We start from the raw sequence: 26732 nt of genomic DNA on the forward strand, positions 1-26732 counted from the left end.
ATCAGCGCTTGAGGTAACGCAGGACAGCGTCGCAGATCATCGCCTTGTGACGCTGTTTGACTTCATCGCTCCACAGTTCGATCTGGAAGATCTCGCTGAAGGTATGGCGGTTGGAGATGCGGTAGAAGCAGAACGAGCTGACCATCAGGTGCAGGTCCACGGGATGAACCCCTTCGCGGAACAGCCCCATGGACTCGCCACGGCGCAGAATATCGTCCAGCGCCTGAATGATGTTCTGGCTTTTCGCCTGGATCGAGTCGGACTGCTTGACGTTCTCGCCGTAGTGAATGTTTTCGATGCAGACGATCCGCACGAAATCGACGTTGCGGTCATGGTGGTCGAAGGTGAACTCCACCATCCGGTGGATGGCCTCCACCGGATCGAGCTCGCCCAGGTTCAACTGGCTTTCGGTCGTGCGGATATCGCCGTAGAGTTTTTCCAGCACCTCGACGTACAGCTGCTCCTTGCTGCCGAAGTAGTAATAGATCATCCGCTTCGAGGTCTTGGTGCGCTCGGCGATGGCATCGACACGCGCACCGGACAGCCCATAGGCCACGAACTCGACGATCGCCGCCTGCAGAATATCCTCGCGGGTCTTCTCCGGATTGTTCTTGCGGCTCTTGCGCAGCACATCGACAGGTTCGATGGCCGCGGAGTCGGCAGTTTTTTTCATTATTCGCTCACGACCACGGTTTAAACGCGGATTATGAAGCTCGTAATGGATAGAGGGAAGCTGCGAAACACTCATGTGCCGCGCAGCCTGGCATCCGGATCAGAGACGCGCCTGACGCACCGCCACGTTACGGGCCTTGGCCATGGCCGCCAGCCGCACCGGAACGTTGGCCGCGCCATAACCGACGTAACCGTTCTTGCGTTGCAGTATCTCGAAGAAGAAACGCCCGTCGAAGGCATCGGTATAGACGTGGAACAGCTCTCCGCCCTGGGCATCGCGATCGTACAGCACGTTGTAATACGCCAGCTCGCTGAGGAATTCGTCGTCGAAATCGAAGCGCGCGGCCAGGTCGTCGTAGTAGTTGAGCGGGATGTCCAGCAGAGGCACACCCGCCTCCTTGGCACGCCGAACCTCGGCGAAGATGTCTTCGCACGAAAACGCGATGTGATGCACGCCCGAACCACGGTAACTCGACAAGGCATGGGAAATCGCCGTGTTACGGTTTTCCGAAATGTTCAACGGCAAGCGGATCGTGCTGCAACGGCTGCGCAATGCACGACTCTTGACCAGCCCGTAAGGGTCCGGCAGCACCACTTCGTCGTCGGCCTCGAAGTCCAGCAGGCTCTTGTAGAACAGCACCCAGCTGTCGAGGCTGTCTGCCGGAATCGCCATGGCCATGTGGTCGATGCGTTGCAGGCTGCCCTGCCCTCTGGTCTGCGGATCGACGACAAAATCGATGTCGTAGATCGACTGGCCCGGCTCGGCGTTTTCGACCAGATAGATCAGGCTGCCATCGGGCGCGCGCACCGACGGAATCTCCCGCTCGTTCGGCCCGACCAGCCCGCGATAGGGCTGCCCCTTGAATGCCCGTGAGCGCTCCAGCGCCTTGTGGCCATCCTCGACTCGCAACGCCGTGGCGCACACCGAAGGCCCGTGAGCCTCGAAAAAACCGTGAGCGAAGGAGTACGGCTCGGCATTGAGCACAATCTTGATATCGCCCTGCCCCAGCAGGCTCACGGCCTTGGAGCGGTGCTGGCCCAACCGGGCAAACCCGAGTCGTTCCAGCCAGCCGGACAAGCGGGCGCCTTGCGTTTCATCCACCGCGAATTCAAGGAACTCGACACCGCTGTAAGTGCTGGCGGGCGGCGGGTTGAACAGAATCTCGGACGCCACCGGCTCTGCCTCCCGGGCCAGTAGCTGGCGGGTTTTCTCTTCCAGATAAAGCAGAGAGCGGAAGCCGTCAGCGGCATTGGCACGGGTCGGGGCGGCCCGAAAACCGTCGTTGAACACTTCCAGCGACAGAGGACCGGTGTAACCGCTGCGCAGGATCGGTGCCAGGAAGCCCGGCAAGTCGAACTCGCCCTGTCCCGGGAAACAGCGGAAATGCCGGCTCCATTCCAGCACGTCCATGGCCAGGATCGGTGCATCGGCCATCTGCACGAAAAAGATCTTGTCGCCGGGAATCTGCGCAATGGCGCTCGGATCGCCCTTGAGCGAAAGCGTATGGAAGCTGTCGAGCAATACCCCCAGCGCCGGATGATCGACCTGACGCACCAGGTTCCAGACCTGTTGCCAGGTGTTCACGTGACGCCCCCAGGCCAGGGCTTCATAGCCCACCCGCAAGTTACGCGCACCGGCACGCTCGGCCAGCAGGCTCAGGTCATCGAGCAGAATGTTTTCATCGCCCACCGAGTCGGCGGCGGCATTGCTGCAGACCAGGACCAGATCGGTCCCCAGTTCCTGCATCAGGTCAAACTTGCGCTCAGCCCGATCAAGGTTGCGCGCCAGGCGGTCGCGGCGGCAGCCTTCAAAATCACGGAAAGGTTGAAACAGTGTGATGGCAATGCCCAGGTCGGCGCAGATCTGCCTGACGTTGCGCGGGCTGCCGTCGTAATACAAAAGATCGTTCTCGAAAATCTCGACACCGTCAAAACCTGCGGCGGCAACGGCTTCTAGCTTTTCCGGCAGAGTACCGCTCAAGGATACGGTGGCAATTGAACGCTGCATGCTTTCTGCTCCTGGATGAGCACAACCTCTTCGGGTCGCGACTGGATAGCACCGCATTCTCGGCCTGACTCGGCCTCATTCAGGGGTGCGAGTAAAGTATTTCCCTGTCAAAATGCCAGATCAACATAAAGTGTACGAACCGGTTAGTTTTGCGTTCGATTATCGCACACAAGCCATATTCCTCGATTGACGCTGTTTCGATCAGTGCTCACCATCTGCCACACATTGCAGGATGACCCCGTGGTCAAGACATTGCCCGTTTCTCGTTTTACAGCAACAAACCCATAACAATTTCAAGAACAGGAATATTGCTCATGTACACCCTCCTTGCGCGCTCCATCTTTACCCCGCCCTGTCACATCCGGCCTGCGAATCGACGATCCCCGTCGGTCGTGCCCACGACCCGATCCACCGACGCCTGAATTAATCCAGCGCACTCGAAGGGCTCAAACCTGTAAAATTGCCGGCCCGTCGAATCGTCCAGAAGAAGCCAGCCTGTCAATGGCTCAACGGCAGAACGATTCAACGACCCCGATTTACACGTACAGCGCCTGAGTCGAGTGGACTTCAAGTCCGACTGTAGCGAACTGCACAGTCTAGGAACGGATGGTTAGAACATCATGATCAACACCCAAACCAACCCTATCGTCCGGGCGGCCCGGGCGGGCATCGGCGAAAAGATTCGTGGCGCCATGGCGGTGGGCAAGACCCGCTGGGGCATGCTTGCCCTGGTCTTCTTCGCCACGACCCTGAACTACATCGACCGCGCAGCCCTCGGTGTCATGCAGCCGATCCTGGCCAAGGAAATGAGCTGGACGGCGATGGACTACGCCAACATCAACTTCTGGTTCCAGGTCGGCTATGCCGTGGGCTTCGTGCTGCAAGGCCGGTTCATCGACCGGGTCGGCGTCAAGCGCGCCTTCTTCCTGGCGGTCCTGCTGTGGAGTCTGGCCACAGGCGCCCACGGTCTAGCGACCTCCGCCGTCGGCTTCATGATCTGCCGTTTCATTCTGGGCCTGACCGAAGCCGCCAACTACCCGGCGTGCGTCAAGACCACTCGCCTGTGGTTCCCGGCGGGTGAGCGCGCCGTGGCGACCGGTATCTTCAATGCCGGGACCAACGTCGGTGCGATGCTGACCCCGGCCCTGTTGCCCCTGATCCTCACCGTATGGGGCTGGCAGGCGGCATTCGTGGCCATGGGCTCGCTGGGCCTGCTCTGGGTCATCATCTGGCGCCTGAAGTATTACAACCCGGAAGAGCACCCGACCGTCCGCAAGAGCGAACTGGACTACATCAATCAGGAAGCCGAGCCCGAGCCGGTCAAGGTGCCCTTCTCGAAGATCCTGAAAATGCGCGGCACCTGGGCGTTCGCAGTGGCGTATTCGCTGACGGCACCTGTGTTCTGGTTCTACCTGTACTGGCTGCCGCCGTTTCTCAATCAGCAATACAACCTGGGCATCAGCGTCACGCAAATGGGTATCCCGCTGATCCTGATCTGGCTGACCGCCGACGTCGGCAGCATCGGGGGCGGCATCCTGTCTTCCTGGCTGATCGGACGCGGCGTCCGTGCAACTACTGCACGTCTGGTTTCGATGCTGATTTTCGCCCTCACCATCTGCAGCGTGGTATTCGCGGCCAACGCCAGCGGTCTGTGGATTGCCGTACTGGCCATTTCCCTGGCCGTGGGTGCGCATCAGGCCTGGACAGCCAACATCTGGAGTCTGGTGATGGACTACACGCCCAAGCACATGATGAGCACCGTGTTCGGTTTCGGCGGGATGTGCGCAGCCATCGGCGGGATGTTCATGACCCAGCTGGTCGGTGCCGTGCTGACCGCCACCACCAACAACTACAACGTGCTGTTCACCATGATCCCGGCCATGTACTTCATTGCCCTGACCTGGATGTACTTCATGGCTCCACGCAAGGTGCCCAAGGTCAGCGAATAATCCTCTTCGCGATCCTTGGTGGGACCGAATTTATTCGGGAAAGCGGTCTTTCAGGCACTGAGTTGTGCTGGATGGACTGGCTTTTCGCGAATGAATTCGCGCCTACGGGTGGGGTGTCCTTGGTGGGACCGAATTTATTCGGGAAAGCGGTCTTTCAGGCGCTGAGTTGTGCTGGATGGACTGGTTTTTCGCGAATGAATTCGCTCCCACCTGTGTATCGCGATTGCTATCCCGCCTTGCGTTGCTGCCAGGCCGCAGCCAGCCCACTGAGGCAGATGATTGCAATACCGACCTGAGCAATAGGCGCAGGTACATGTCCGAACACCAGAAAACCCAGCAACCCGGCAAACACGATCTGGCAGTAACTGAAAGGTGCCAGTATCGCCGGTGCCGTGACACGGAATGCCTGGGTCAGCATCAAATGCGCCCCCATCCCACAAGCCCCCAGTGCCAATAGAAGCGGTAAGTGCTTGAGTTCCGGCGTCTGCCAGAAGAAAGGTATCAAGGCACTCATCAATACTGTATTGAACAGACCTGCAAAGAAGTTGCTGGCCGTCGGGCTGTCATATCGGCTGACCAGACGAGTCAATAGCTGGTACAGCGCAAAGCATGAGGCCGAAGACAGCGGCAAGAGAATCGCCGGGGTAAACAACTCCCCGCCGGGGTGGACGATCACGATCACCCCCACAAAGCCCAGAATCACGGCAACCCACTGACCGCGAGTGACCTGCTCACGCAATAACGGCACCGACAAGGCCGTCACCAGCAACGGAGCGAGAAAGTTGACAGAGGTCGCTTCGGCCAACGGGATAAACATCAGGCTGGTGGTGAACAGCAAGCTGGTGCCCAACAATGCCAATGCCCGTATCACCTGAATCCCCGGTCGCCTGGTACGCAACCCCCTCAATCCGGCCGATGGAATGAAAATGAAGGCCATGAGCAGCGTATGGACCAGATAACGCGCCCAGACCACCAATGCGATCGGATAAAACCCGGACAGATACTTCGATAGCGTGTCATGGCTGGCGAACAGAAAGGTCGCCAACAGAATCAGGCCAATCCCCTTGAGTGGCTGGTTGACGCCAGACAGGGGCGTACTGGTAGTGCTCATCGGGCTTCCTTACTCAGGCATTGGGCTGAAGAATATTTCGGCGCGTTCCGCTTGCACAGGAGATGCAACCAGATTTCAGGAAGCATTGCAGCCCCCACTGAAGCGTCTCGAAAAAAATGTTCTAACCAGTTAATTTATGGTCGATAATCGCACCGATTTGCGTTTCCCCAATTGCAGCCACTGCCTTGGCCTTTCACTATCAGAGCCAGCTTTACTGCCCAAATAATGATAAGAAGGCTCTCTCATGCGTTTGAAATCTCACTGCAAAATCCTTTGCGGCCTGTCTGCGGCCATCACCTCCAGCCTCACGCCAACACTCACCCATGCCGCTGGTTTCGTAGAAGATGCCAAGGCTGGCTTGAACCTACGCAACTTCTTTATCAACCGCAACTTCGTCGACCCGGACAACGCCCAGCACGGCGCTCAGGAGTGGACCCAGAACTTCATTCTCGATGCTCGCTCCGGTTTTACCGAAGGGCCGGTCGGCTTCGGAGTGGACGTATTGGGAATCTACTCCGTCAAACTCGACGGCGGTAAAGGCTCCGGCGGCACCCAACTGCTGCCGATCCACGACGATGGTCGTCCCGCCGATGATTTCGGCCGACTGGGCGTGGCTGCCAAGGCACGCTTTTCCAGAACCGAACTGAAAGTCGGCGAATGGATGCCCGTACTGCCTATCCTGCGTTCCGACGATGGCCGCTCCCTGCCCCAGACCTTCCGCGGCGGACAGATTACCTCGAAGGAAATCGACGGCCTGACACTCTACGGCGGCCAGTTCCGGGGCAACAGCCCACGCAACGATGCCAGCATGGAAGACATGTCCCTCAACGGCCGGGCAGCCTTCACTTCCGACCGCTTCAACTTCGGCGCGGCCGAGTACAGCTTCAACGAAAAACGCACCATGGTCGGCGTCTGGTACGCCCAGCTCGAAGACATCTACCACCAGCAATACTTCAATCTGGTCCATAGCCAGCCACTCGGCAACTGGGTGCTGGGTGCCAACCTCGGCTACTTCAACGGCAAGGATGACGGCCAGTCACTGGCCGGCGACCTGGACAACAAGACCTGGTCGGCCATGCTCTCGGCCCGCCATGGCGGCAACACCTTTTACATCGGCCTGCAGAAAGTCACCGGCGACAGTGCCTGGATGCGTGTCAATGGCACCAGCGGCGGCACCCTGGCCAACGACAGCTACAACTCCAGCTTTGAAAACGCCAAGGAGAAATCCTGGCAGTTGCGTCATGACTATGACTTCGCAGCACTGGGTGTGCCCGGCCTGACCCTGATGAACCGCTATATCAGCGGCGAGAACGTGCATACCGGCACCATCACCAATGGCGAAGAATGGGCTCGGGAATCGGAACTGGCTTACGTGTTTCAGGAAGGCTCGCTCAAGAACCTGTCCGTCAAATGGCGCAACTCCACCATGCGCCGTGACTTCAGCACCAATCAATTCGACGAAAACCGCCTGATCGTCAGCTACCCGCTGTCGCTGCTCTGACAGAAAAGGCTGCCGGGGATCATGTCTCCGGCAGCCCGCCCCCTCACGCCTTGTTCAAGGACTCCACACCCATCTCGTCCCACACCTCTTCGGCCAGATGGAACGTCGCATTGGCGGCCGGAATGCCGCAATAGATCGCACTCTGCATCAGCACTTCCTTGATTTCCTCACGGGTCACGCCATTGTTCTTGGCGGCCTTCAGGTGCAGACGCAACTCGCCTTCGCGGTTCATGCCGATCAGCATGGCAATGGTGATCAGACTGCGGGTATGACGCGGCAGGCCAGGACGGGTCCAGATATCCCCCCAGGCATGGCGGGTGATCATTTCCTGAAACTCTTCGTTGAAGGGGGTCAGCTTCTTCAGGCTGTTATCGACATGGGCATCGCCCAGTACGGCACGACGAACCTGCATGCCGGCCTGATAGCGTTGTTCTTCGTTCATTGCGTGATCCTTGTGTGTTCAGCCACGGCACGTTCGACCCAGCGTCGAGCCTGGCCCAGGTAATGGGCAGGATCGAGCAGGCGATCCAGTTCCCGGGAAGAGAGTTGCGCGGTGACCTGCGGGTCCTCGCCCAGCACCTGGCGCAGATGTACGCCCGACTGGACGGCACGTCGGCAATTCTGTTCGACCAGATGATGGGCGGCATCGCGCCCGATACGTTGAGCCAGTGCGATACTGACGGCTTCGGCCAGCACCAGCCCCCGGGTCGACTCAAGATTCGTCAGCATCCGCTGCTCGTCGACTTCAAGCCCCGGCACGACAAGCAACGCCTGTTGCAACGCACCGGACACCAGGCAGCAGAGTTCGGGCAGGGTTTCCCATTCCGCATGCCACAGGCCAAGGCTGCGCTCGTGTTCCTGAGGCATGGCCGTCAGCATGGTGGCGACCAGCCCCGGCGCACGGGTCGCGGCACCGATCATCACCGCGGCACCCACCGGATTGCGTTTATGAGGCATGGTCGAAGAACCGCCCTTGCCAGGTGCAGACGGCTCGAATACCTCTCCCACCTCAGTCTGCATCAACAGGCTGATGTCACGGCCGAGCTTGCCCAGACTTCCGGCAATCATGCCCAGCAGACTGGCGAACTCCACCAGACGATCACGCTGGGTATGCCAGGGCTGCTCCGGCACATTCAGTTGCAGCTCTTCGGCCAAGGCTTCTGTGACGGCAAAAGCCTGATCGCCCAGCGCCGCCAGACTGCCGGAAGCGCCTCCGAATTGCAGGCACAGCAAGCGCGGTCTGATTTCCGTCAGACGCTGGCGGTGACGGGTTACAGCCCCCAGCCAGCCCGCGATTTTCATGCCCAGCGTCACCGGCGTGGCCTGCTGTAGCCAGGTCCGCCCGGCCAGAGGCGTCTGCGCATGACGCTGCGCCTGCCCGGCCAGTTTTTCGGCCAGTTGCCCGAGGTCACGTTCCAGCAGTTCGAGGGCACGGCGTACTTGCAGAATCAGCCCGGTGTCCATCACGTCCTGGCTGGTAGCGCCCATATGCACATAGCGCTCGGCTTCGGGGTTACCCGCGGCAATCTGCTTGCCCAGAGCCTTGACCAGAGGAATCGCGGAGTTGCCCGCATTGCCGATCGCGAGCGCCAGCGCATCGAAATCGAACAGTTCGGCACGACAACTGGCCACGATATCGGCCACCACGTCCTGAGGAATCATCCCCACTCGGGCCTGCGCCTTTGCCAGCGAAGCCTCGAAATCCAGCATGCCCTGTACTCGCCCGGCATCGGAGAAAATCCCGCGCATGTCGGCCTGAGTGAAACAGGCATCGAAAAGTTGATTGCTCGGTCTGCTCACATCACCGCTCCAGAATTGAAAAATCAGGTGGCATCCGCATGGCTGACCCAACCCTTGATCACGATTGCCAATGCCGCCAGGGCAGCAGGAATGACCAGCGCGGTCAGGACCTGCTCGAAGTTCCAGCCCAGCCCCAGCAGGGTTGCACCGGCCCAGGCCCCCAGGATCGCGCCAAAACGACCAATGCCCAGCATCCAGGAAACGCCCGTGGCACGGCCCTGGGTCGGATAGAACCGGGCAGCCAGCGAAGGCATTGCCGATTGCGCACCATTGATGCACATCCCGGCCACCAGCACGAGGCTCGCCAGCAACGCGACATTGCCCAGGCTTTGCCCGACCAGCCAGGCAAACACACCGGCCAGCGCATAGGCCGCTCCAATCACCTTATGGGGATTGAAACGGTCCATGGCCCAGCCGACACCCACCGCACTGAGCACGCCGCCAAACTGGAACAGGGCGCCAATGAACGCCGACTGCTCCATGCTCGCGCCGCTGTCGCGCATCAGGGTCGGCAGCCAGCTGGTCAGCAGGTACACGATCACCAGCCCCATGAAATAGGTCAGCCACAACAGCAAGGTGCCTGCACTGTAGGTGCCGGAAAAAACCACTTTCAGCACATTGCGGCTGCTGACGCTCTTTTGCTCCGGAACACTGAACTCCCCTGCTCCCGCCACTTCCAGAGGTGCGATGGGCGACAGCACCTGGCGAATCCGCTCGACGCCCCGATTGCGCACCACCAGAAAGCGCGCCGACTCCGGCAGCCAGAGCATCAACACCACGGCCAGCAGCAACGGCAGAATCCCGCCAAGCATCAGCAGGCTGTGCCAGCCCAGGCTGGGAATCAGTTTTGCCGAGACAAACCCGCCGCACGCCATGCCCAGGTTGAAACCGCAGAACATGCTGGTGACCAGCAAAGACTTGAGGCGTTCCGGGGTGTACTCGGACAACAGCGTCGTCGCATTGGGCATGGCCGCGCCAAGTCCCAGCCCGGTCAGCAAACGCAGAATCAGCAGTTGATCGATATTCGTGCTGTAAGCCGAAAGCAGGCTGAAAAGCCCGAACAGAAAGACCGCGCCCACCAGCACGATCTTGCGTCCGAAACGGTCGGCCAAGGGGCCTGATCCCAAGGCACCGAACACCATGCCGATCAAGGCTGCGCTCATCACAGGTCCGAGGCTGGAGCGTTCGATGCCCCAATCCTGACTCAAGGCCGGGGCAATGAAGCCCATGGCCGCCGTATCCAGACCGTCGAGAAAAACGATCAGAAAGCACAATGCAACAATCCGCCACTGATACCCCGACAGCGGCTGGCTGTTGATGAGAACCTGCACGTCGAGCGTGCCCGTGGCGGGCCCGCGAGCTGAAAGCGTCATGGATGTTTCCTTTTATTTTTATAGAGTCGCCAGTCAATGCTGGCGCCATGCAACGCACGCAAGGAGCTGGATCAGAAGTCGAAGAACACGGTCTCCCCTTCACCTTGCACATGAATATCGAAGCGGTAGGCCAACTGACCGTCGACGCTGCAACGCCGGGCAATCAGGGTTTCCCGACGTGACGGCTGCTCGATCAGGTTCAGCACGGGATCGACCGCATTGGCCTGCGGCTCGTCATCGAAATACAGCCGCGTCTGCAGGTGAATATTGATCCCGCGTGCAAACAGCGAAACGTTGATGTGGGACGCCATCGGCACACCCGCGGCATTGCACACGACGCCAGGCTTGATGGTCTTGATCGTCCATACGCCATCGTCCCCTGTCGCCGTGCGGCCAAAGCCGTTGAACAGCTTGTCCGGGTCATAGGCGCTGTCATAGGCCCCCGTGTGATCGGCCTGCCAGAACTCCAGAAAGGCATCGCGAATCAGGTGGCCATTACCGTCGTAGACATTTCCCAGCAATAGAATGTGTTCGCCTGGCGCGCCGGGCCTGGCCATCTCGTTCCAGATTTCCAGTTCGCGGGTCGGGTTACCGGCGATTTCCAGCGCCAGACCGATATGGACGTAAGGGCCAGCGGTCTGCGAAGGGGTTTCCTGCAACAGTTGAACGGGCATGTCAGGATCTCCTCAGCGGTTTTCGAAGTGAGTCTTGCGCTGGCCGCGCAGAACGATGTCAAAGCGATAAGCCAGACAATCCATCGGATTGCCCATGCCGAGGTCGAGTCTGGCAATCAGGCTCTGGACCGCGTCGGGATTGGCAATCGACTTCACGATCGGGCAGATCGGGATCAGCGGATCGCCCTCGAAATACAGCTGGGTAATCAGGCGGGTGGCAATCGACGGACCGCTGACCGAGACGTGGATATGCGCCGGACGCCAGTCGTTGGGGCCGTTGCGCCATGGGTACGGGCCGGGTTTGACGGTGCGGAAACTGTAATTGCCATCACTGTCGGTCAGGGTACGCCCCACGCCGCCGAAATTGGGATCGATGGGTGCCAGATAGCTGTCGCGCTTGTGGCGATAGCGGCCACCGGCGTTGGCCTGCCAGATCTCCACCAGCGTGTTCGGGACCGGTTTTCCGTACTGGTCACAGACCCGGCCAGCCACGATGATGCGCTCACCGATGGGCAAGCCGCCATGGTTGAAGTTGAGCAGCAGATCGTTGTCGTGATGCCCGAACTTCAGGTGCGAAAAATCCGGACCACTGGCTTCGGAAACCGACTGAGGAATGCTCACCAGCGCCTGACGCGGTGAACGGACGATCGAGGTTTTGTAATCGGGTGTCAGGGCCTTGGGATGCCAGTTACGGTCCCGAGTGACGAAGCGGCTATTGTCCGCGACAGACATGGCGTTCTCCTTGTTCTTTTTATGGAGGGCGCAAGCGTCGATCACTTGCGCTACAGGCTGCGGCGAAGTGTCGCGTGACAGTAAACAATCGAAAATTGAAAATAATCGCAACATCCATAACCAAATGGTTATGTGTAACGTCCTTCGCGATAGGCCTCCCCGACCACGCGCAACTCATCGACGCACCACTGGGCAGCCCGGGACAGCGGCAAGGCCGGATTGCTGCACAGCCCCACGGAGCCGCCGGGCTCGCGAATCCCCATGTCCAGCTCCACCAGTGTTCCACTCTGCAACTCCTGCAGCACGGCATCCAGCGGAGCAATCCAGATCGCATTGCTGCACTGCACGTAACGTCGGCTAAGGCTCAGTGACAGGGTTTCCAGGCGCTGCCGCGATGGCTGGATGCCGTATTGCACAAACAGGCTGTCGGCGAACTTGCGGATGGTGGTGCCGGCCAATGGCAGAACCAGCGGGAAATCCTCCAGGCTTTCGCGCCTGAGCGGTGCGGCCAGCAAGGGATGATCGCTGCGCACCACCAGCGTCATCGATTCGTTGTACAGATGCTCGAAGGTCAGGCCCTGGATCTGTGGGCTGTCGGTCATGCGGCCGACCACCAGATCCAGCTCCCCGACCCGGAGCTGCGACAACAGATAAGCGCTGGGGCCTGTCATCACACTGACGACCAGAGCCGGATGCCGCTCATGCAAGCGGCCGATGACTTCCGGCACCAGCAGGCTTTCGGCGGTCGACAACACGCCCAGGCGGGCCGTAACGGTGTCGTGTTCACCCGAACGCAGGCTGCTGACGCCCTCGCGCAAGGCCTGCACGCTCGGCCCGGCAAAGCGCATGAATGCCACACCGGCTTCGGTCAGGGCCGCACCGCTCTTGCTGCGCACGAACAAGGTGGTTTCCAGCAGGGTTTCCAGCTCCTTGAGGCTTTTGGACAAGGCCGGCTGACTGATTGCCAACACATCGCAAGCCCGCGCCAGACTCCCCTGACGCGCCACTTCAAGGAAGCACACCAGATGACGAAACTTGATTCGGGTATCGATATTCAACGCACGACGGGCCTTCTGCAAAGGGAAATGAGCAGGTTCACTGGCTCAGGAAAAACGCGACCTGCTCACTGTCGAAAGGCCAGTCCAGTTCCGCACCGGTATCGATACGCCGCAGTACGGGAATCCGCAGGCCATAGTCCTCGAACAGGGACTCGTTTTCAGCGATGTCCACCAACTCGACCAGCAGGCCATGCTCGACCAGTGGAAGCAGAATCGCTTCGGCGACTTCGCACAGATGGCAACCCAGGGTTCCGAACAATTGGCATTCGGGAGGCATGAAAACATCCTCTGGAACAAAAAATGAAATGGGTAACAGACGGGCCATTCTAGGCGCTACATGAAATGTTTTCGAGCGACGCGAAGGAAGCGGCTACTGCAATGACCGGGGCTGCTGTCGCCAGTCGGGCTGCCTGAAGGCCTCTTGCGCCCCGGACATTTTCATTGAAATCCGGTCGAGCAGCTTCTCGGCATTGTATTGGGTGGTCGTGCTGCTGATGGCGATGAACAACAGGCCCGCCACAACGGCCGCAGAAGGAATCCGTGCGCTGGCATGACTCTCCAGACAGATCAGGAACACGCACGCGGCAAGAGAGCCCAGCAAGGCACCGGCGACGGCTTCGGCCAGAGGGTGAATGAAGGGAGCAACGCAGTAGAGGCTGAACAGCCAGCCGAGCAACAACCCCAGCCCGGCGGCAGGCCAGCGTAATCGGTGATGAACCTGCCTGGCCAGCAGGCTTGCCCCTACGGTCAGGACCAGGCTGGTATTCATGGCGTGGCCACTGAGGACATAGATCCCCAGGCTGTCCAATGCAACGCCCCAGCCCTTGAACAGGATTTTGCTGGCCACCACGATCGAGTACGTCACCAGCAGGGTCAGGCCCCACAACAAGGCGGCGGCTCTGGATCGAGTGGTCCACAGCCAGCCTCCAATGACCAGAGCGGCCGGAAGCATGACGCTAATCCCGCCATAAGGCGTCAGCGCCTGTAGCCCCATCGGCACGTCTCCTGATCATGACCATTAAATAGACGGCACATCACACCAGAAACCATGCCCGGTCGCCAGACATGATTTTCTATGACCCCACCATCCGGGCGTCGGATCTGAAGCGCCGTTTAGCGAACGCATTGGCACGGTCGAGCACCGGTTTCTCGAAACAGCGATAGCCCACCCAGCCGTAACACACCACGGCCGCCATCATCAGCGAAGCGAAGAACAGGTTATCCAGATAGCTTTCGGGCCAGGCGCCCACCATGCCCCAGACACGACCTATCACGCCCAATACCAGCAAATGCGAGAGATAGACGGTGTAGGACATGTCGCCGACAGCAATCAGGAATCGGGGCATTGAGATCTTCTTGCGTCGCTCCAGCAAGGCCAGCGTCAACACAAGAGCGCCGAAGGTGATGCCGACGGCGAACATCCGGAACAGCCCCTGGCTGTCGTATAAGCGGTAGACGCCGATCAACGGAATCCCCACCAGCAATGCAGCACCCAGCAAGGCCCAGACACTCGAAGTCGGTAGCTTTGCGCTGTGCGGCCCGTAAAAGAACAGCGCCAGCGCCACGCCGATGATGAACTCCAGGGAATAGGGATGCAGGATGATTTTCAGCGCCGGGGAATAGTCCTGCCAGTCATCCAGGGCATTGAAGACAACGATGATCAACGCCCAGATCGACAGCATCAACGGCAGGCTGCGCTCCCGGAACAGCAGAAACCCGGAAAACACCAGATAGAACCACAGCTCGAACAACAGCGACCAGGCCACCATCACCAGCAGAACCTTCTCGTTGGGCAGCAACAGGAAGGACATCAACAGATTCGACGAACCATGACCGCTGTTGACCATGCCGGGCATCACCAGATAGACACCCAGCGTGATAAAGAAATACAGCCAGTAGGTGGGATAGATCCGCGAGACACGGTTGAACAGGAAACGCTGAGCTTCGACGCCATTCTGAAAACGCCCGCGGCTGACGATCACCATCACGAAACCGCTGATGACAAAAAACAGGTCGACGCCCAGTTGAAAGAAATCGATAAAAGGCGGCAGAAGAATATCGCCCCCGGAAAACCTCGCCTCCAATGACATCATATGGAACAGAACGACGCCCAACACCGCCACGCCCCTGAGCCCTTGCAGGGAATACAGCCGCTCCATGCCCTTCTCCATCACTGACCGACACTGCCGCCCGGTAACGCAACATCCCATTACCGAGCCTACGATTCGATAGAGAGCATAGCCAAGCGTTTCAATTATGAAACCCTTCGGCCTCTCTCCTGCACGGCAATAGAGAAGCCAGTCAACGGAAAGAAGGCACAATCCACCCAGATCCTCGACAATGCATGATCTTGAATGACGGTCCATCGCGCACCAACATAAGTCAGACGCTATGCTCATTCGCGCCGGGCAAGTGCAACAATTGAAATGAACCTTCGGGAATTCACTGTACTCGAACCCCTATAACGCCACTGACGGAGAAAACCATGGCTCGCCAAACAGCACAGAGTGCCCAGGAAATATTGATGGCCGACTTTCAGACCCTGGTCGCCGACACCGAGAAGCTGCTTGAGCACACCGCTACCCTGGCAGGCGATCAGGCAGACGAACTGCGCAGCCAGATTCACGAAAGCCTGCTGCGTGCCCGGGAAACCCTGAAGCTGACCGAGGAGTCCCTTCGCGAGCGTGGAAAGGCAACGATTGTCGCCACCGAAGATTACGTCCAGAACAACCCGTGGCAGTCGGTGGGAATCGCGGCAGGTGTCGGGTTCATTCTCGGTCTGCTGGCGACAAGGCGCTGATCCCATGAGCCTCGGAACCGAATCGGAATCGCCCAAGGCCAACCAGAGTTCTTCGCCACGGCGTCTGGGTGCCGCCTTCCTCGGCCTGTTGCACAGCCATGTCGAACTGTTCGGCATCGAATTGCAGGAGCAGAAAGCCCGCACCCTGTCACTGCTGCTGTTCGCCGGGCTGGCGCTGGTGTTTGCCCTGTTGCTGCTGACCGGGCTGTCGGCCCTGTTACTGATCATCCTCTGGGACAGCTACCGCCTGGCCGGCATCATCGGCCTGTGCTGTTTCTATTTCCTGGCGGCGCTGTTCTGCGGCCTGCGCCTGAAAGAAGCCATCTTCGACGAGTCTTCGCCTTTCAGTGCAACACTTGAAGAACTGGCCAACGACCGCGAGCGACTGATGCCATGAATGAACCGAAGTCGCACAGCGGCAATACCCGACGCGAATTGCGCAAGGCGCTGATCCGGCTGCGCATGGAAATGCATCGTCAGGAAATACGCCATGAATCGGCGCACCTGCTGCAACCCTTGCAACGGGTGCGCGGTCTGAAAAACGACTGGCAAGGCGCACTGGGCATCAAGCATGCGCCATTGTGGGGAGTCGGTGCCGTCGCCCTGCTCGGTTTCCTCGGCGGCAAAGGGGCCAGAAGCGGACGAGTCAGTACCTTGAGCCGCATGATCAAACTGGGTGTCACCCTGCTGCCACTGCTCAAGGTGGCCTTGCAAAACCGCACAGACAAGCCCTGACCTCTTCTTTGGCTGCATTCTTGCAAACGGCGACAAAAGGCCTCCCCGGTATATCCGGGGCAGGCCTTTGTGCTGCAGACGTGATGCCACTAAGGAGGGCCATGTGATAAAGGGGCAACCACTTGCCTGCTTTCAGCCATTCATCGATACCGCGACTGGCCGTATTGCGGGTGTTGAAGCGTTGGGACGACTGTCCAGGAGCGATGGTCAGTTACATTCGGTCGGTCCATTGTTCTGTGATCCGAAAGTGCCTGCCGCCGATCTGCGTCGCCTTGACCGGCTCATCCGTGACAATGCCCTGAGCCGTTTGCACGAAGCCCCCGACGACTGGTTTCTGAGCCTGAACATTTCACCCCGCTGGATCAGTCGCCTGCGTCCGGGTCAGGCGCTTCCCAGCCTTGAGCAACTGCATCAACACAACATTCCTCCCGAACGGATCGTGTTTGAAATCACCGAAGTCGACGGCGACCCTCAGCGCCTGGCCGATGTCGTGAAACGCTATCGCGAAGCCGGTGCCCGCATCGCCATCGATGATTTCGGAGCCGGTTACTCGCAACTCGATCGCGTCCTGGCCCTGCAACCGGACATTCTCAAACTCGACATGCGACTGTTTCAGGCAGCAGCAAGGGGCGGCCCGAGCAGTGATGTCGTCAAGGCCCTGGCCCTGATGGCAGAAAAGACTGGCTGCTGGATCATCGCAGAAGGTGTGGAAACCGAAGCCGAACTGGATTTTGCCCTGGAATGCGGCTCACGCTATGTCCAGGGCTACCTGTTCGCCAGGGGCGAGCCGGATTTTTTTGCCGCCGATGCCTTCGTCCGGCAATTTGCCGGACTGCGTGATCGCTATGTGCTGCAAAAGGTCGCCGAACGTGCCCGGCTGATGACACTGCGCAAGCAGTTGGTCCAGCTGATGCACCTGCTGCAACACTGGGCAGAGAAGAAACTGCCCGTCAGCGAGTTGCCACAGTTGCAGGACTATCCATGGCTGTTGCGCTTTTATCAGTGTGACCGTCACGGCACCCAGCTCACCCCTAATCTGGAGTGGCTCAATGGTGGCTGGCATGCCGACAGCCGCTACCTGGGGCATAACTGGTCATGGCGTCCGTATTTCTACCATCTGCTGGCAGAAGGCTGGGACGAACGGCGGCTGACCCTGTCCAACACCTATCGCGACGCGACCAGCAACCAGTATTGCCTCACGGCCGGCCAGTTCTTCGACAACGGCAATCGCCTGTTGCTGATCGATATCGATGCCGCCGGGATGTGACAGGCCTTGCGGTCAGGGTGCCGAACCGGGAAGCTAGGCCTGTCTCAAGAATAACGGAGTGACCGCCTTGGATTGGCAGACCCTGCTTAACCGCGAACGACTTGGCAAACCGCTGCACAGTCCTGAAGAACTGGGCCGCAGCCCTTTCCACAAAGACCATGACCGCATCATCTTTTCGGGTGCGTTCCGACGGCTGGGGCGCAAGACACAAGTCCATCCCGTGTCGAGCAACGACCATATTCATACGCGCCTGACCCACTCGCTGGAAGTCAGTTGCGTCGGCCGTTCCCTGGGCATGCGCGTCGGAGAAACCCTGCGCAGCGCCCTGCCTGACTGGTGCGACCCCAGCGATCTGGGCATGGTGGTGCAATCAGCCTGTCTGGCCCATGACATTGGCAACCCGCCATTCGGCCATTCGGGCGAAGACGCGATTCGCAACTGGTTCAATCAGGCGGCCAAACGCGGCTGGCTCGATGCCATGAGCGAGACGGAGCGCAACGACTTCCTCAATTTCGAAGGCAATGCCCAAGGGTTTCGTGTCCTGACCCAACTGGAATACCACCAGTTCGACGGCGGTACCCGCCTGACCTACGCCACCCTGGGCACCTATCTGAAATACCCCTGGACAGCCCGGCATGCCGACTCTCTGGGCTACAAGAAGCACAAGTTCGGGTGTTATCAGAGCGAACTGCCGATCCTTGAGCAGATCGCCCACAAACTGGGCTTGCCACAACTTGAAGATCAACGCTGGGCACGCCATCCGCTGGTTTATCTGATGGAGGCGGCCGACGACATCTGCTACGCCCTGATCGATCTGGAAGACGGCCTGGAAATGGAGCTGCTGGACTACGCCGAAGTGGAGTCACTGCTGCTTGGTCTGGTCGGCGACGACCTGCCCGAAACCTATCGCCAGTTGGGTCCGACCGACTCGCGCCGTCGCAAGCTGGCCATTCTGCGCGGCAAGGCCATCGAACACCTGACCAATGCGGCAGCCCGTGCGTTCGTGGAACAACAGGACGCCTTGCTGAGCGGCACGCTGACGGGCGATCTGGTGGAACACATGCACGGACCGGCCAAACGCTGTGTATTGAGCGCCAAGGACATGGCCCGCAAGAAGATTTTCCAGGACAAGCGCAAGACACTGCATGAGATCGGGGCCTACACCACGCTGGAAATCCTGCTGAATGCCTTCTGCGGGGCGGCTGTCGAACAGTTCGGCGGTCGCACGCCTTCGTTCAAGAACCGGCGCATCCTTGACCTGCTGGGCAACAGCGCACCGGACCCCAAGGCGCCCTTGCACACCTCGTTCCTGCGCATGATCGACTTCATCGCCGGAATGACCGACAGCTACGCCACAGAAATGGCCAGGGAAATGACCGGACGCTCGGGGCAGATCTGATCACTGGCGAACCGAACACATGACTCAAGGCCGGGTCATGTGTTCACCACTCAAGCGCACACAACAACTTCAGAAACGCCCTACATATCAGCCAAAAATGTCCTATCGCCCACTTTCCTCAAAGCCCCTAATAATCCCGGCACTGTAACGGCCGTCCCGGCCCCTTATCCCCCAGCCCACGAGGCTCTCTGCCGCCTTGCCGGAACCCCCATGTTTAAAAACGACCTGCGAATCCTGCTGGTAGAGGATCACCCCTTTCAGTTGATCGCCACCCAGATCCTGCTGAACAACCAGGGGTATTTCCTGCTGACACCCGCACTGAATGCCCTGGAAGCCATGACGGCCATGGAGCGCAGTCTGGAGCCCTACGACCTTCTCCTGTGCGATCAGTGCCTGCCCGACCTCATGGGGTTCGAGCTGATCGAGCGTGCCTGCCTCAAGGGGTTCATCCGGCAGGCCATTCTCCTGAGCGGGCTGGACCCGCTGCAGTTGCAAGAGCTGGAAGCGCAGGCCCTGCAGCGCGGGCTTCCTCTACTCGGCTGTCTCAGCAAGCCCTTGCATGGCCCGGATCTCTCCCGACTGCTGAAAAAGTTGCCTGCCGGGCACTGACAACCAGCCCCTTCAGATGGAACTACACGCCTTCACCAAAGAAACAAGCGGCCCTGTGCCGCCCAAAACGCCTTCAACCTGTAGGTTAAAGATGTTTCCGGTGAAGGATAATTCCCAAACAGAATAAACAACATGAAACTCGATAACCAACTCACACACTAGTACAGGCTGCACTTTTTAATTACCTGAAGCCCGGCGTGGGCTTTTACGTACTCCGATACTCTAATTACTGTAGGAACTTTCCTATATATAGCTGCCGACCGGGTCTATTCATGTGCCTGCCCGAACATCTGAGCTAAGGTGCGCGCTTTATTCGCTGCTTGTATGGATTGAAATATGAACTCAGTTTTTATCATCGACGATCATCCCATTATTCGCCTGGCCGTCAGGATGCTGCTGGAAAACGAAAACTATGAAGTGGTCGGCGAAACCGATAATGGCGTGGACGCCATGCAGATGGTTCGCGAATGCACACCCGATCTGATCATCCTCGACATCAGCATTCCCAAGCTCGACGGGCTGGAGGTGCTGGCCCGCTTCAACAGCATGGGCCTGTCATCGAAGATTCTCGTACTGACCTCACAGACCCCCAACATCTTCGCGATTCGCTGCATGCAGTCCGGGGCCGCGGGGTATGTATGCAAACAGGAAGACCTGAGCGAACTGCTCAGTTCGGTGAAGGCGGTATTATCCGGCTACAATTACTTTCCCAGTCAGGCATTGACCCCGGCCATTGGCGAAGATGGCCAGCCCAGCGAAATCGAACTGTTCAAACTGGTAAATGATCGCGAACTGATGGTACTGCAGTTATTTGCCCAGGGCCGTTCCAACAAGGAAATAGCCAAAGGCATGTTTCTCAGTAACAAGACCGTCAGCACTTACAAGACGCGACTCATGCAGAAACTTAAAACGAAGACCTTGGTAGAACTTATCGAGATGGCAAAACGCAACGCGCTAGTGTGAGAACCCGGATGCCCAAGCGCCTTAAACATTTTCTGATAATGGCAACAAGCATATGCCTGGGCTGGAGCTTCCATTCCGACCTCGAGGCAGCAGTCCCCTACACCCTGCTCGGCCGCTCCAGTCCGGCTCACATGGACGTGAAGCTCGACAACACACAGTGGCAATGGATTCGCAACAAGCGCGAGCTGGTGCTTGGCACCTCGGCACCGGACTACCCCCCCTTCGACATCACCCTTTCCGGCAACGACTATGAAGGCGTTACGGCCGATTATGCCGGCATCCTCTCCCGGGCACTGGACGTGCCTGTCAAGGTCCAGCGCTTCGACAGTCGTGCGGCGGCAATGGACGCCCTTACCCAAGGCCGAATCGACCTTCTGGGCAGTGCCAACGGTTTCGAGGCGATGGACAGCAACATCAGGCTGTCACAACCCTACGCTGTGGACCAGCCTGTCCTGGTGACCCGCACAGGTGAAACACGCCCGCTGACCGAAGGGCTGAAGGGCATGCGCCTGAGCATGGTCTATCACTACTTGCCGAACGCCGCTGTCGAGGCGCTGTACCCCGACGCCATCCTGCAGACATACCCTTCTTTCCAGAGCGCGATCAATGCCGTGGCTTTCAATCAGGCCGATGTCTTTCTCGGCGACACCATTTCCACCCGGTATGTCATCAACAAGGGGTATCTGAACAATGTGCAAATGGCCAATTTCGGCAAGCACGAAGCCAATGGCTTCAGTTTTGCCGTCAACAACGACAACACCCCCTTGCTGGACATCGTCAACCAGACACTCAAGGCCATTCCGGTCGATGAGCGTATCGACATAGCCAAGCGCTGGAACGCTGGCAGCGACCTGATGCCGACCGATCAGAAGCTGCAACTGACGCAACGCGAGGAGCGCTGGATTGCCCGGCACCCGACCGTGCGCGTGGCCGTCAACGAAACCTACGCCCCGCTGACATTCTTCGATACCGGTGGAAACTTTCGCGGCATTACCGCCGACCTTCTGGAGCTGATACGCCTGCGCACGGGCCTGCGCTTCGAGGTCGTACGCGCCTCCGGCTCAAGCGACATGATCAATCAGGTCATCCAGGGGCATGCGGACATGATCGGAGCCATGGTGTCGAGTGATGCACGCGAGGCGCAGCTGAGGTTCAGTCGCCCCTATATCGACAACTCGTTCGTCCTGATAACCCGCAAGGCACCGGATGCCCCGTCCTATCTGGAGCACATGAACAACAAACGTGTTGCGATCACCCAGGGCAGCCCGCTGTTGCCGTGGTTGCAGCGCGAGTTCCCCGGGATTGCCGCCGTGGAGATCGACAACCCTTTCCAGGCGCTGGACATGCTTGCCATGGGCCGGGTGGACGGGGCGATCACTTCATTGCTCAGCGCCAACTACTTCCTGTCTGCCGGGATATTCGAGGATAAGCTGCAAATCACGGCAACGGTGGGTGAAGATCCGGCGCTGATCTCCATGGCGGCTTCACGCGATGCCGTCGAACTGAACTCGATTCTCGACAAGGCCCTGTCCAGCATTGCGCCACAGGATATGGCCGTCATCAACAATCGCTGGCGTGCCTACCCTCCGGCCGGGGTCGACTGGCACCACTATCAGGGGCTGATCTATCAGATCCTGATCGGTGCCAGCCTGATCCTGCTGGGCCTGCTGGCCTGGAACGCTTACATGCGACGCCAGATCAAACAGCGGGAAGCGGCAGAACGGGCCCTGAACGATCAGCTCGAATTCATGGGCGCCCTGGTCAACGGCACGCCCCACCCGATCTATGTCCGTGACCGCCAGGGCCTGCTGCGCATGTGCAATGACAGCTACCTCGACTCGTTCTCGGCACGCAAGGAAGACATCATCGGCAAGAGTGCGACCGAAGGTGTCCTGAGCAATGAATTCGAGGCACGGGAATACGCCGCCGATTACCAGCGCGTCATGGCCAGCAACACTGCACTGATTCTCGACCGGTCCCTGCATATCGGTGAACGCCAGTTGACCATTTACCACTGGATCCTGCCGTTCCGTGACTCTCTGGGCGAAGTGCAGGGCATCATCGGTGGCTGGATCGATATCAGTGAACGCCGCCAGTTGATCGAGGAGCTGCAGGCGGCCAAGGAACAGGCTGACAATGCCAGCCGGGCCAAGAGCACTTTTCTCGCTACCATGAGCCATGAAATCCGCACCCCCATGAATGCCGTGATCGGCATGCTGGAACTGGCCCTCAAGCGTGCAGACCAGGGCGCTCTGGACCGTTCCGCCATCGAAGTGGCCTACAGCTCGGCCCGAGACATGCTGGAGCTGATCGGGGACATTCTCGACATCGCCCGCATCGAATCCGGACGGCTGACCCTCAGCCCCGAACGCGCCAATCTGCGGCAACTGGTGGAGTCGGTCACCCGTGTATTCGATGGCCTGGCGCGGCAAAAGAACCTGAGTCTGCAACTGGCGCTCGACAGCCGGATCAATACCGATGTGCTGATCGATCCCCTGCGCTTCAAACAGATTCTTTCCAATCTGATCAGCAATGCAATCAAGTTCACCCATGAGGGCACGGTCACGATCACCCTGCTGGCCGAACATGATGCAAATGCACAGCAGTTGCTCCTGAACGTGACCGTTCAGGACAGCGGCATCGGCATCGACGCCGAAGACCTGCAACGCCTGTTCGAGCCTTTTGCACAGGCCGACAACAACAGGCAGATGGCCCGTGCGGGGGCAGGCCTGGGGCTGGTCATCTGCCGCAGCCTCTGTCAGATGATGGGCGGGGCACTCACCCTGAGCAGCGAGCCCGGCCAGGGCACGCAGGCACACATGACACTCAGGCTGACCACTCTGGAACCGCTGGCTTCCTCCCCTCCTCCGGCTGAAGAACCATCCCGGCTTTCCGAAGCCCTGCATATCCTGATCGTCGACGATCATCCGGCCAACAGGCTGCTGCTCTGCCAGCAACTGGGCTTTCTCGGGCATCGTTGCGAAATGACCGAACAGGGGGCTCAAGGGCTTGAGCGCTGGCTTGCCGAGCCATTCGATCTGGTGATTGCCGACTGCAACATGCCGGTCATGAATGGTTACGAGCTTGCCCGTGCAATCAGAGCCCGCGAACAGGCAGAAAACCTCTCGCACTGTACGGTCTGGGGATTCACTGCCAATGCCCAGCCTGAAGAAATCCAGCGCTGCCTCCAGGCAGGAATGGATGATTGTCTGTTCAAGCCCATCAGCCTGAACGCCCTCAGCGAGCGACTGGACAACGTGCCCCGTCTCCCCCCCTCTTCTGCCACGCTGCCCTTCAGCATGACCAGCGTCAGCAACCTGACCGCAGCCCGTCCGGAAATGGTCCAGCGTCTTCTGGAGCAACTGCTGCGCAGTAGCCAGGAAGACCGTCAGTCACTCGCGGATCTGATGCTCGAAGGCAACGGCAAGGAGATTGGCGAGATGGCACACAGGATCAAGGGCGCTGCGCGAATCATCAGCGCCTCACAGGTCATCGAGGCCTGCGAAGCGCTTGAGGAAGCCTGCAAGGTCGCCAGTGACGTCGTGGTGCTCGAAGCCTGTCACCGGGAGGTCGACAGCGCCATGCTGGCCCTTGAGAACGCATTGATCAGACAGCAGAGCCTGGACTCGGAAGCTCAAGCCTTACACGACTTGCGTCGCTCATAAGTGCTCCGATAACTTCCAGGCGCAGCATTGAAGAAGTCGCGAAACCGTTTCTGAAAATGGGGAAGGCTGACGAATCCCGTGGCCATGGCGATTTCCGTTATGGACCTGTTGGTCTGCAGGACCAACTGCCGGGCCCGGGTCAAGCGCAGCTCAAGATAGTATCGGGAGGGCGTCGCGCCCACGAAGCGGAAGAAGCGGCGCTCCAGCTGACGTCTGGAAATCCCGGTGCATGAAGCCAGCTCCGGAATGCTCAAGGGCTCCTCGATGTTCTGTTGCATCAGTTCCAGTGCCAGTTTCAGGGATTGCGGCAAGGTCGGGTCCTTATCGACCGAAACCGAGGAAATACCGGTCACCAGTGGATGCTCATCACACCCCAGAACCTCTTCAATGGCTTGAGTCAGCTGATTGCCCTTCAGAAGACGGACAAGCTCCAGCATCATGCGCAGAGAACTGCTCGCCCCTGCACATGTCGCCCGGTCATGATCGATGACATGACTGCGGTCGCAGATCCGCACATTGGGAAAAGCATCCGCCATGGCAGCGCGTCCGTCCGGGTGAAAGGCGCATGCATACCGATCCATCAACTGTGCGTCCGCCAGAAAGTAGGCACCGTTCCACAACCCGCCCAGAATCGCCCCGCCAGCTACCGCGGCCTCAAGCTTGCGTCGCAGACAAGGGCTCATCGTCAGATCCACCCGCAATCCGCCGACAACCATCAGCAGGTCCAGCCGCCCGCGTAACGCTTCCAGCTCCAGATCGGTCGGGATGGCAATGCCGAGATCACTCATGGCGCTCTGCCCCGCCAATCCGACCCTGACGATGTCAAACACGGGGTCATCACTCATCAGGTTTGCAGTCACAAGCACATCCATCGCGCCCGCAAAAGACATCATCGAAAAATTGTCCATCATGATGAACGCCACGCGAATGGCCTTACGCCTGCCGGCCTCTCCTTTCTCCGGGGATGAATAAAGCCTGTTCTGACTCTTGAGCACACTTTCAAAAACATAGGTCATGACTGAAAGCCTTAAACCGGGCGGTGAAACGTCAGCATCCCTTGCCTGTCAGAGAGGTGACAGCAACAAATCCAGCAATGCGGCGCAATCGGCGCGGCCAGCCAGACCTGAAACACACGCCTCCAGCGCTCGACTTCGGGTCATGCCCAGGCTGTACTGGCTATAGGCGCGGTACTTTTCAAGAAGCTCTTCTGCAGAAAGCGGGTTTTCCGGGTCGCCTTTCGCGGCGGTCGTCGGACTGGTGAAACATGTGCCGTCCTTGAGCCGGACCGTTACTCGCGACAGAATTTCCTCGGGGAACCTGGCGGAAAGGTCCGTGGCCTCACCAATGACGATGCGATCGCTGATGCTCAGGATATCCGGGGCATGAATGGACGCTCCCGTGACCTCTCCCGCACTCAGGCGTCCTCGCGCAATCAGCGCCGCCAGCGGAAAAGCCAATGCATATTGAGCCTCGTCGGCGGATTGCGGGCGATGCCCCTGCAAACGCATGGACTCATGAAAGGTTTCGACCTCAACCGCTTCGACAGCTTCAGGGATGATGTCCGGGTGCGCGCCCATCAATGCCGTCATGGCGGTCAACGCAGGTTGTGCCCACCGACAGACCGGCCAGGGTTTGAAGTATTGCCGATCGATTTCCCAGCGTTGACCGATATCCTCCCAGAACCGGGCGACATTGCCCGATGCCACGGTTGCAGCCGGAGCGCCGGTCACTCCGGCACGCGCCATCAACAGCGCACTGATGCCCGCATAGGCACCCGCACCGTGGGCATCTCGCAGCATCGACGGATGATCGATCAAACGCATCATGGGACACCGAGGGCCAAAGTATTCGGCGATGCCCAATGCATGATGAAAAGTGTCTTCATCCAGACCGAGCAGCCTCGCCCCCGCACAGACGACACCGATGCCTGAAAAGGCGCCAGACGCATGGTATTCCGGCGCTGTCGCCATGAGCGACTGACCCGCCCTCAATGCCGTCTCATAACCGATGGCCAGCACACTCGACAATTCCTCGCCACTGATCGTCTTGCCTTGCGCGCGGAACGCATCGACCAGCGCAATGATCGCGGGAACCACCGTTGCGCCAGCGTGGCCTTTCGAGGTGAAGTGGCCTTCATGGGCGTCCAGGCTATCGATACTGAATCCACCGGCGTAACCCGCGCCATGCGGATGCACGGCCCGGCCATCGAACCACAGACGACTTGCCAGCGAAGTGGCCGGAAAATGCTCAACAGCAAAGTCCTTCAACATCTTGCTGGTCTGGTTTTCTCTGGCTCCGGCCGCAACACCGATGATATCCAGCAGACAGATTTCAAGGCGCTTGCGCGTCTCGATGGGGGCTTCGGCGAACTTGAACTGCTGAACAAACGAGTAAAGTGACATGCATGCTCTTCCAT

24 protein-coding genes are annotated in these 26732 nt (G+C 59.2%); 10 read left to right on the plus strand and 14 right to left on the minus strand.

Annotated features, from left to right (window positions below; translation table 11 throughout):
- Nucleotide 1: 1 nt before the first annotated feature.
- Together ACIPY9_RS10515 and quiC are read right to left on the minus strand one after the other, a co-directional pair.
- Nucleotides 2-673, minus strand: coding sequence for a TetR family transcriptional regulator (locus tag ACIPY9_RS10515; RefSeq protein ID WP_400700217.1), 672 nt, complete (start codon nucleotides 671-673; stop codon nucleotides 2-4).
- Between the two features lie 99 nt (nucleotides 674-772).
- Nucleotides 773-2680: a 3-dehydroshikimate dehydratase QuiC gene (quiC, locus tag ACIPY9_RS10520; protein ID WP_400700219.1), complete on the minus strand. Its 1908-nt coding sequence runs from the start codon at nucleotides 2678-2680 to the stop codon at nucleotides 773-775.
- Nucleotides 2681-3300: 620 nt separating this feature from the next.
- Here quiC and ACIPY9_RS10525 point away from each other — a divergent pair.
- Entirely contained in the window at nucleotides 3301-4629 is a 1329-nt protein-coding gene (locus ACIPY9_RS10525; protein ID WP_400700221.1) for an MFS transporter, read from the plus strand.
- A gap of 226 nt (nucleotides 4630-4855) precedes the next feature.
- Here ACIPY9_RS10525 and ACIPY9_RS10530 read toward each other — a convergent pair whose 3' ends face one another.
- Nucleotides 4856-5740, minus strand: a complete 885-nt coding sequence (locus tag ACIPY9_RS10530) for a DMT family transporter (RefSeq protein WP_400700223.1) — start codon at nucleotides 5738-5740, stop codon at nucleotides 4856-4858.
- A gap of 244 nt (nucleotides 5741-5984) precedes the next feature.
- On the opposite strand from ACIPY9_RS10530, the gene ACIPY9_RS10535 reads away from it, so the two are divergent.
- Nucleotides 5985-7241 carry an OprD family porin gene (locus ACIPY9_RS10535; protein ID WP_400700225.1) on the plus strand — a complete coding sequence of 419 codons (1257 nt, stop codon included), beginning with the start codon at nucleotides 5985-5987 and terminating at the stop codon, nucleotides 7239-7241.
- 43 nt (nucleotides 7242-7284) lie between these two features.
- Here the strand turns inward: ACIPY9_RS10535 and pcaC are convergent, their stop codons facing one another.
- The 9 genes from pcaC to ACIPY9_RS10580 all read right to left on the minus strand — a co-directional run bounded on the left by pcaC (nucleotide 7285) and on the right by ACIPY9_RS10580 (nucleotide 15037).
- Nucleotides 7285-7683 (minus strand): 4-carboxymuconolactone decarboxylase, encoded by a 399-nt coding sequence (pcaC, locus tag ACIPY9_RS10540; RefSeq protein ID WP_400700227.1) that lies wholly within the window; start codon nucleotides 7681-7683, stop codon nucleotides 7285-7287.
- Nucleotides 7680-9041 carry a 3-carboxy-cis,cis-muconate cycloisomerase gene (locus ACIPY9_RS10545; protein WP_400700229.1) on the minus strand — a complete coding sequence of 454 codons (1362 nt, stop codon included), beginning with the start codon at nucleotides 9039-9041 and terminating at the stop codon, nucleotides 7680-7682. Before ACIPY9_RS10545 ends, pcaC begins: the two co-directional genes overlap by 4 nt.
- A 23-nt stretch (nucleotides 9042-9064) precedes the next feature.
- Nucleotides 9065-10414, minus strand: a complete 1350-nt coding sequence (locus ACIPY9_RS10550) for an MFS transporter (protein WP_400700231.1) — start codon at nucleotides 10412-10414, stop codon at nucleotides 9065-9067.
- A 71-nt stretch (nucleotides 10415-10485) separates the two neighbouring features.
- On the minus strand, nucleotides 10486-11088 hold the full coding sequence (gene pcaG / locus ACIPY9_RS10555) for a protocatechuate 3,4-dioxygenase subunit alpha (protein ID WP_400700233.1): 603 nt from the start codon (nucleotides 11086-11088) through the stop codon (nucleotides 10486-10488).
- A 12-nt stretch (nucleotides 11089-11100) separates the two neighbouring features.
- Nucleotides 11101-11820 (minus strand): protocatechuate 3,4-dioxygenase subunit beta, encoded by a 720-nt coding sequence (pcaH, locus tag ACIPY9_RS10560; RefSeq protein ID WP_400700235.1) that lies wholly within the window; start codon nucleotides 11818-11820, stop codon nucleotides 11101-11103.
- 128 nt (nucleotides 11821-11948) lie between these two features.
- A complete protein-coding gene (gene pcaQ / locus ACIPY9_RS10565; RefSeq protein WP_400700237.1) occupies nucleotides 11949-12878 on the minus strand; it encodes a pca operon transcription factor PcaQ in 930 nt (309 codons plus the stop codon).
- A 37-nt stretch (nucleotides 12879-12915) separates the two neighbouring features.
- Nucleotides 12916-13155, minus strand: coding sequence for a glutaredoxin family protein (locus ACIPY9_RS10570; protein WP_400700239.1), 240 nt, complete (start codon nucleotides 13153-13155; stop codon nucleotides 12916-12918).
- Between the two features lie 93 nt (nucleotides 13156-13248).
- Entirely contained in the window at nucleotides 13249-13872 is a 624-nt protein-coding gene (locus tag ACIPY9_RS10575; RefSeq protein ID WP_400700241.1) for a hypothetical protein, read from the minus strand.
- A gap of 79 nt (nucleotides 13873-13951) precedes the next feature.
- On the minus strand, nucleotides 13952-15037 hold the full coding sequence (locus ACIPY9_RS10580; RefSeq protein WP_400700243.1) for an acyltransferase family protein: 1086 nt from the start codon (nucleotides 15035-15037) through the stop codon (nucleotides 13952-13954).
- 326 nt (nucleotides 15038-15363) lie between these two features.
- Between ACIPY9_RS10580 and ACIPY9_RS10585 the strand changes: the two genes are divergently transcribed.
- The 8 genes from ACIPY9_RS10585 (at nucleotide 15364) to ACIPY9_RS10620 (ending at nucleotide 24316) form a co-directional block, all read left to right on the plus strand.
- On the plus strand, nucleotides 15364-15678 hold the full coding sequence (locus ACIPY9_RS10585) for a YqjD family protein (RefSeq protein WP_400700245.1): 315 nt from the start codon (nucleotides 15364-15366) through the stop codon (nucleotides 15676-15678).
- 4 nt (nucleotides 15679-15682) lie between these two features.
- Nucleotides 15683-16075: a phage holin family protein gene (locus ACIPY9_RS10590; protein ID WP_400700247.1), complete on the plus strand. Its 393-nt coding sequence runs from the start codon at nucleotides 15683-15685 to the stop codon at nucleotides 16073-16075.
- Complete coding sequence (locus tag ACIPY9_RS10595; protein ID WP_400700249.1) at nucleotides 16072-16413, plus strand: hypothetical protein; 342 nt, start codon at nucleotides 16072-16074, stop codon at nucleotides 16411-16413. The genes ACIPY9_RS10590 and ACIPY9_RS10595 overlap by 4 nt, the downstream gene beginning before the upstream one ends.
- A gap of 103 nt (nucleotides 16414-16516) precedes the next feature.
- A complete protein-coding gene (locus ACIPY9_RS10600; RefSeq protein ID WP_400700251.1) occupies nucleotides 16517-17680 on the plus strand; it encodes an EAL domain-containing protein in 1164 nt (387 codons plus the stop codon).
- 67 nt (nucleotides 17681-17747) lie between these two features.
- On the plus strand, nucleotides 17748-19079 hold the full coding sequence (locus ACIPY9_RS10605) for a deoxyguanosinetriphosphate triphosphohydrolase (RefSeq protein ID WP_400700376.1): 1332 nt from the start codon (nucleotides 17748-17750) through the stop codon (nucleotides 19077-19079).
- Between the two features lie 210 nt (nucleotides 19080-19289).
- Entirely contained in the window at nucleotides 19290-19688 is a 399-nt protein-coding gene (locus ACIPY9_RS10610) for a response regulator (RefSeq protein WP_400700253.1), read from the plus strand.
- 336 nt (nucleotides 19689-20024) lie between these two features.
- Complete coding sequence (locus ACIPY9_RS10615) at nucleotides 20025-20651, plus strand: response regulator (protein WP_400700255.1); 627 nt, start codon at nucleotides 20025-20027, stop codon at nucleotides 20649-20651.
- 38 nt (nucleotides 20652-20689) lie between these two features.
- A complete protein-coding gene (locus ACIPY9_RS10620; protein ID WP_400700257.1) occupies nucleotides 20690-24316 on the plus strand; it encodes a transporter substrate-binding domain-containing protein in 3627 nt (1208 codons plus the stop codon).
- On the opposite strand, the gene ACIPY9_RS10625 is transcribed toward ACIPY9_RS10620, so the two are convergent.
- Both ACIPY9_RS10625 and ACIPY9_RS10630 read right to left on the minus strand, forming a co-directional pair.
- Entirely contained in the window at nucleotides 24286-25332 is a 1047-nt protein-coding gene (locus ACIPY9_RS10625; protein ID WP_400700259.1) for a GlxA family transcriptional regulator, read from the minus strand. The two genes, ACIPY9_RS10620 and ACIPY9_RS10625, sit on opposite strands and share 31 nt — an antisense overlap.
- 48 nt (nucleotides 25333-25380) lie before the next feature.
- Nucleotides 25381-26718, minus strand: coding sequence for an MmgE/PrpD family protein (locus ACIPY9_RS10630; RefSeq protein ID WP_400700261.1), 1338 nt, complete (start codon nucleotides 26716-26718; stop codon nucleotides 25381-25383).
- Nucleotides 26719-26732 lie beyond the last annotated feature (14 nt).

Origin of the sequence: Pseudomonas sp. NPDC089734 (genome assembly GCF_044748865.1) — a bacterium.
In the GTDB taxonomy this organism is placed as follows: Bacteria; Pseudomonadota; Gammaproteobacteria; order Pseudomonadales; family Pseudomonadaceae; genus Aquipseudomonas.

Excerpts from the sequence above, each read along its gene's own strand:
- ACIPY9_RS10515 (WP_400700217.1), bottom strand. The coding sequence starts at position 673 with ATGAAAAAAACTGCCGACTCCGCGGCCATCGAACCTGTCGATGTGCTG.
- quiC (WP_400700219.1), bottom strand. The coding sequence starts at position 2,680 with ATGCAGCGTTCAATTGCCACCGTATCCTTGAGCGGTACTCTGCCGGAA.
- ACIPY9_RS10525 (WP_400700221.1), top strand. The coding sequence starts at position 3,301 with ATGATCAACACCCAAACCAACCCTATCGTCCGGGCGGCCCGGGCGGGC.
- ACIPY9_RS10530 (WP_400700223.1), bottom strand. The coding sequence starts at position 5,740 with ATGAGCACTACCAGTACGCCCCTGTCTGGCGTCAACCAGCCACTCAAG.
- ACIPY9_RS10535 (WP_400700225.1), top strand. The coding sequence starts at position 5,985 with ATGCGTTTGAAATCTCACTGCAAAATCCTTTGCGGCCTGTCTGCGGCC.
- pcaC (WP_400700227.1), bottom strand. The coding sequence starts at position 7,683 with ATGAACGAAGAACAACGCTATCAGGCCGGCATGCAGGTTCGTCGTGCC.
- ACIPY9_RS10550 (WP_400700231.1), bottom strand. The coding sequence starts at position 10,414 with ATGACGCTTTCAGCTCGCGGGCCCGCCACGGGCACGCTCGACGTGCAG.
- pcaG (WP_400700233.1), bottom strand. The coding sequence starts at position 11,088 with ATGCCCGTTCAACTGTTGCAGGAAACCCCTTCGCAGACCGCTGGCCCT.
- pcaH (WP_400700235.1), bottom strand. The coding sequence starts at position 11,820 with ATGTCTGTCGCGGACAATAGCCGCTTCGTCACTCGGGACCGTAACTGG.
- ACIPY9_RS10570 (WP_400700239.1), bottom strand. The coding sequence starts at position 13,155 with ATGCCTCCCGAATGCCAATTGTTCGGAACCCTGGGTTGCCATCTGTGC.
- ACIPY9_RS10575 (WP_400700241.1), bottom strand. The coding sequence starts at position 13,872 with ATGGGGCTACAGGCGCTGACGCCTTATGGCGGGATTAGCGTCATGCTT.
- ACIPY9_RS10580 (WP_400700243.1), bottom strand. The coding sequence starts at position 15,037 with ATGGAGCGGCTGTATTCCCTGCAAGGGCTCAGGGGCGTGGCGGTGTTG.
- ACIPY9_RS10585 (WP_400700245.1), top strand. The coding sequence starts at position 15,364 with ATGGCTCGCCAAACAGCACAGAGTGCCCAGGAAATATTGATGGCCGAC.
- ACIPY9_RS10590 (WP_400700247.1), top strand. The coding sequence starts at position 15,683 with ATGAGCCTCGGAACCGAATCGGAATCGCCCAAGGCCAACCAGAGTTCT.
- ACIPY9_RS10595 (WP_400700249.1), top strand. The coding sequence starts at position 16,072 with ATGAATGAACCGAAGTCGCACAGCGGCAATACCCGACGCGAATTGCGC.
- ACIPY9_RS10610 (WP_400700253.1), top strand. The coding sequence starts at position 19,290 with ATGTTTAAAAACGACCTGCGAATCCTGCTGGTAGAGGATCACCCCTTT.
- ACIPY9_RS10615 (WP_400700255.1), top strand. The coding sequence starts at position 20,025 with ATGAACTCAGTTTTTATCATCGACGATCATCCCATTATTCGCCTGGCC.
- ACIPY9_RS10620 (WP_400700257.1), top strand. The coding sequence starts at position 20,690 with ATGGCAACAAGCATATGCCTGGGCTGGAGCTTCCATTCCGACCTCGAG.
- ACIPY9_RS10625 (WP_400700259.1), bottom strand. The coding sequence starts at position 25,332 with ATGACCTATGTTTTTGAAAGTGTGCTCAAGAGTCAGAACAGGCTTTAT.
- ACIPY9_RS10630 (WP_400700261.1), bottom strand. The coding sequence starts at position 26,718 with ATGTCACTTTACTCGTTTGTTCAGCAGTTCAAGTTCGCCGAAGCCCCC.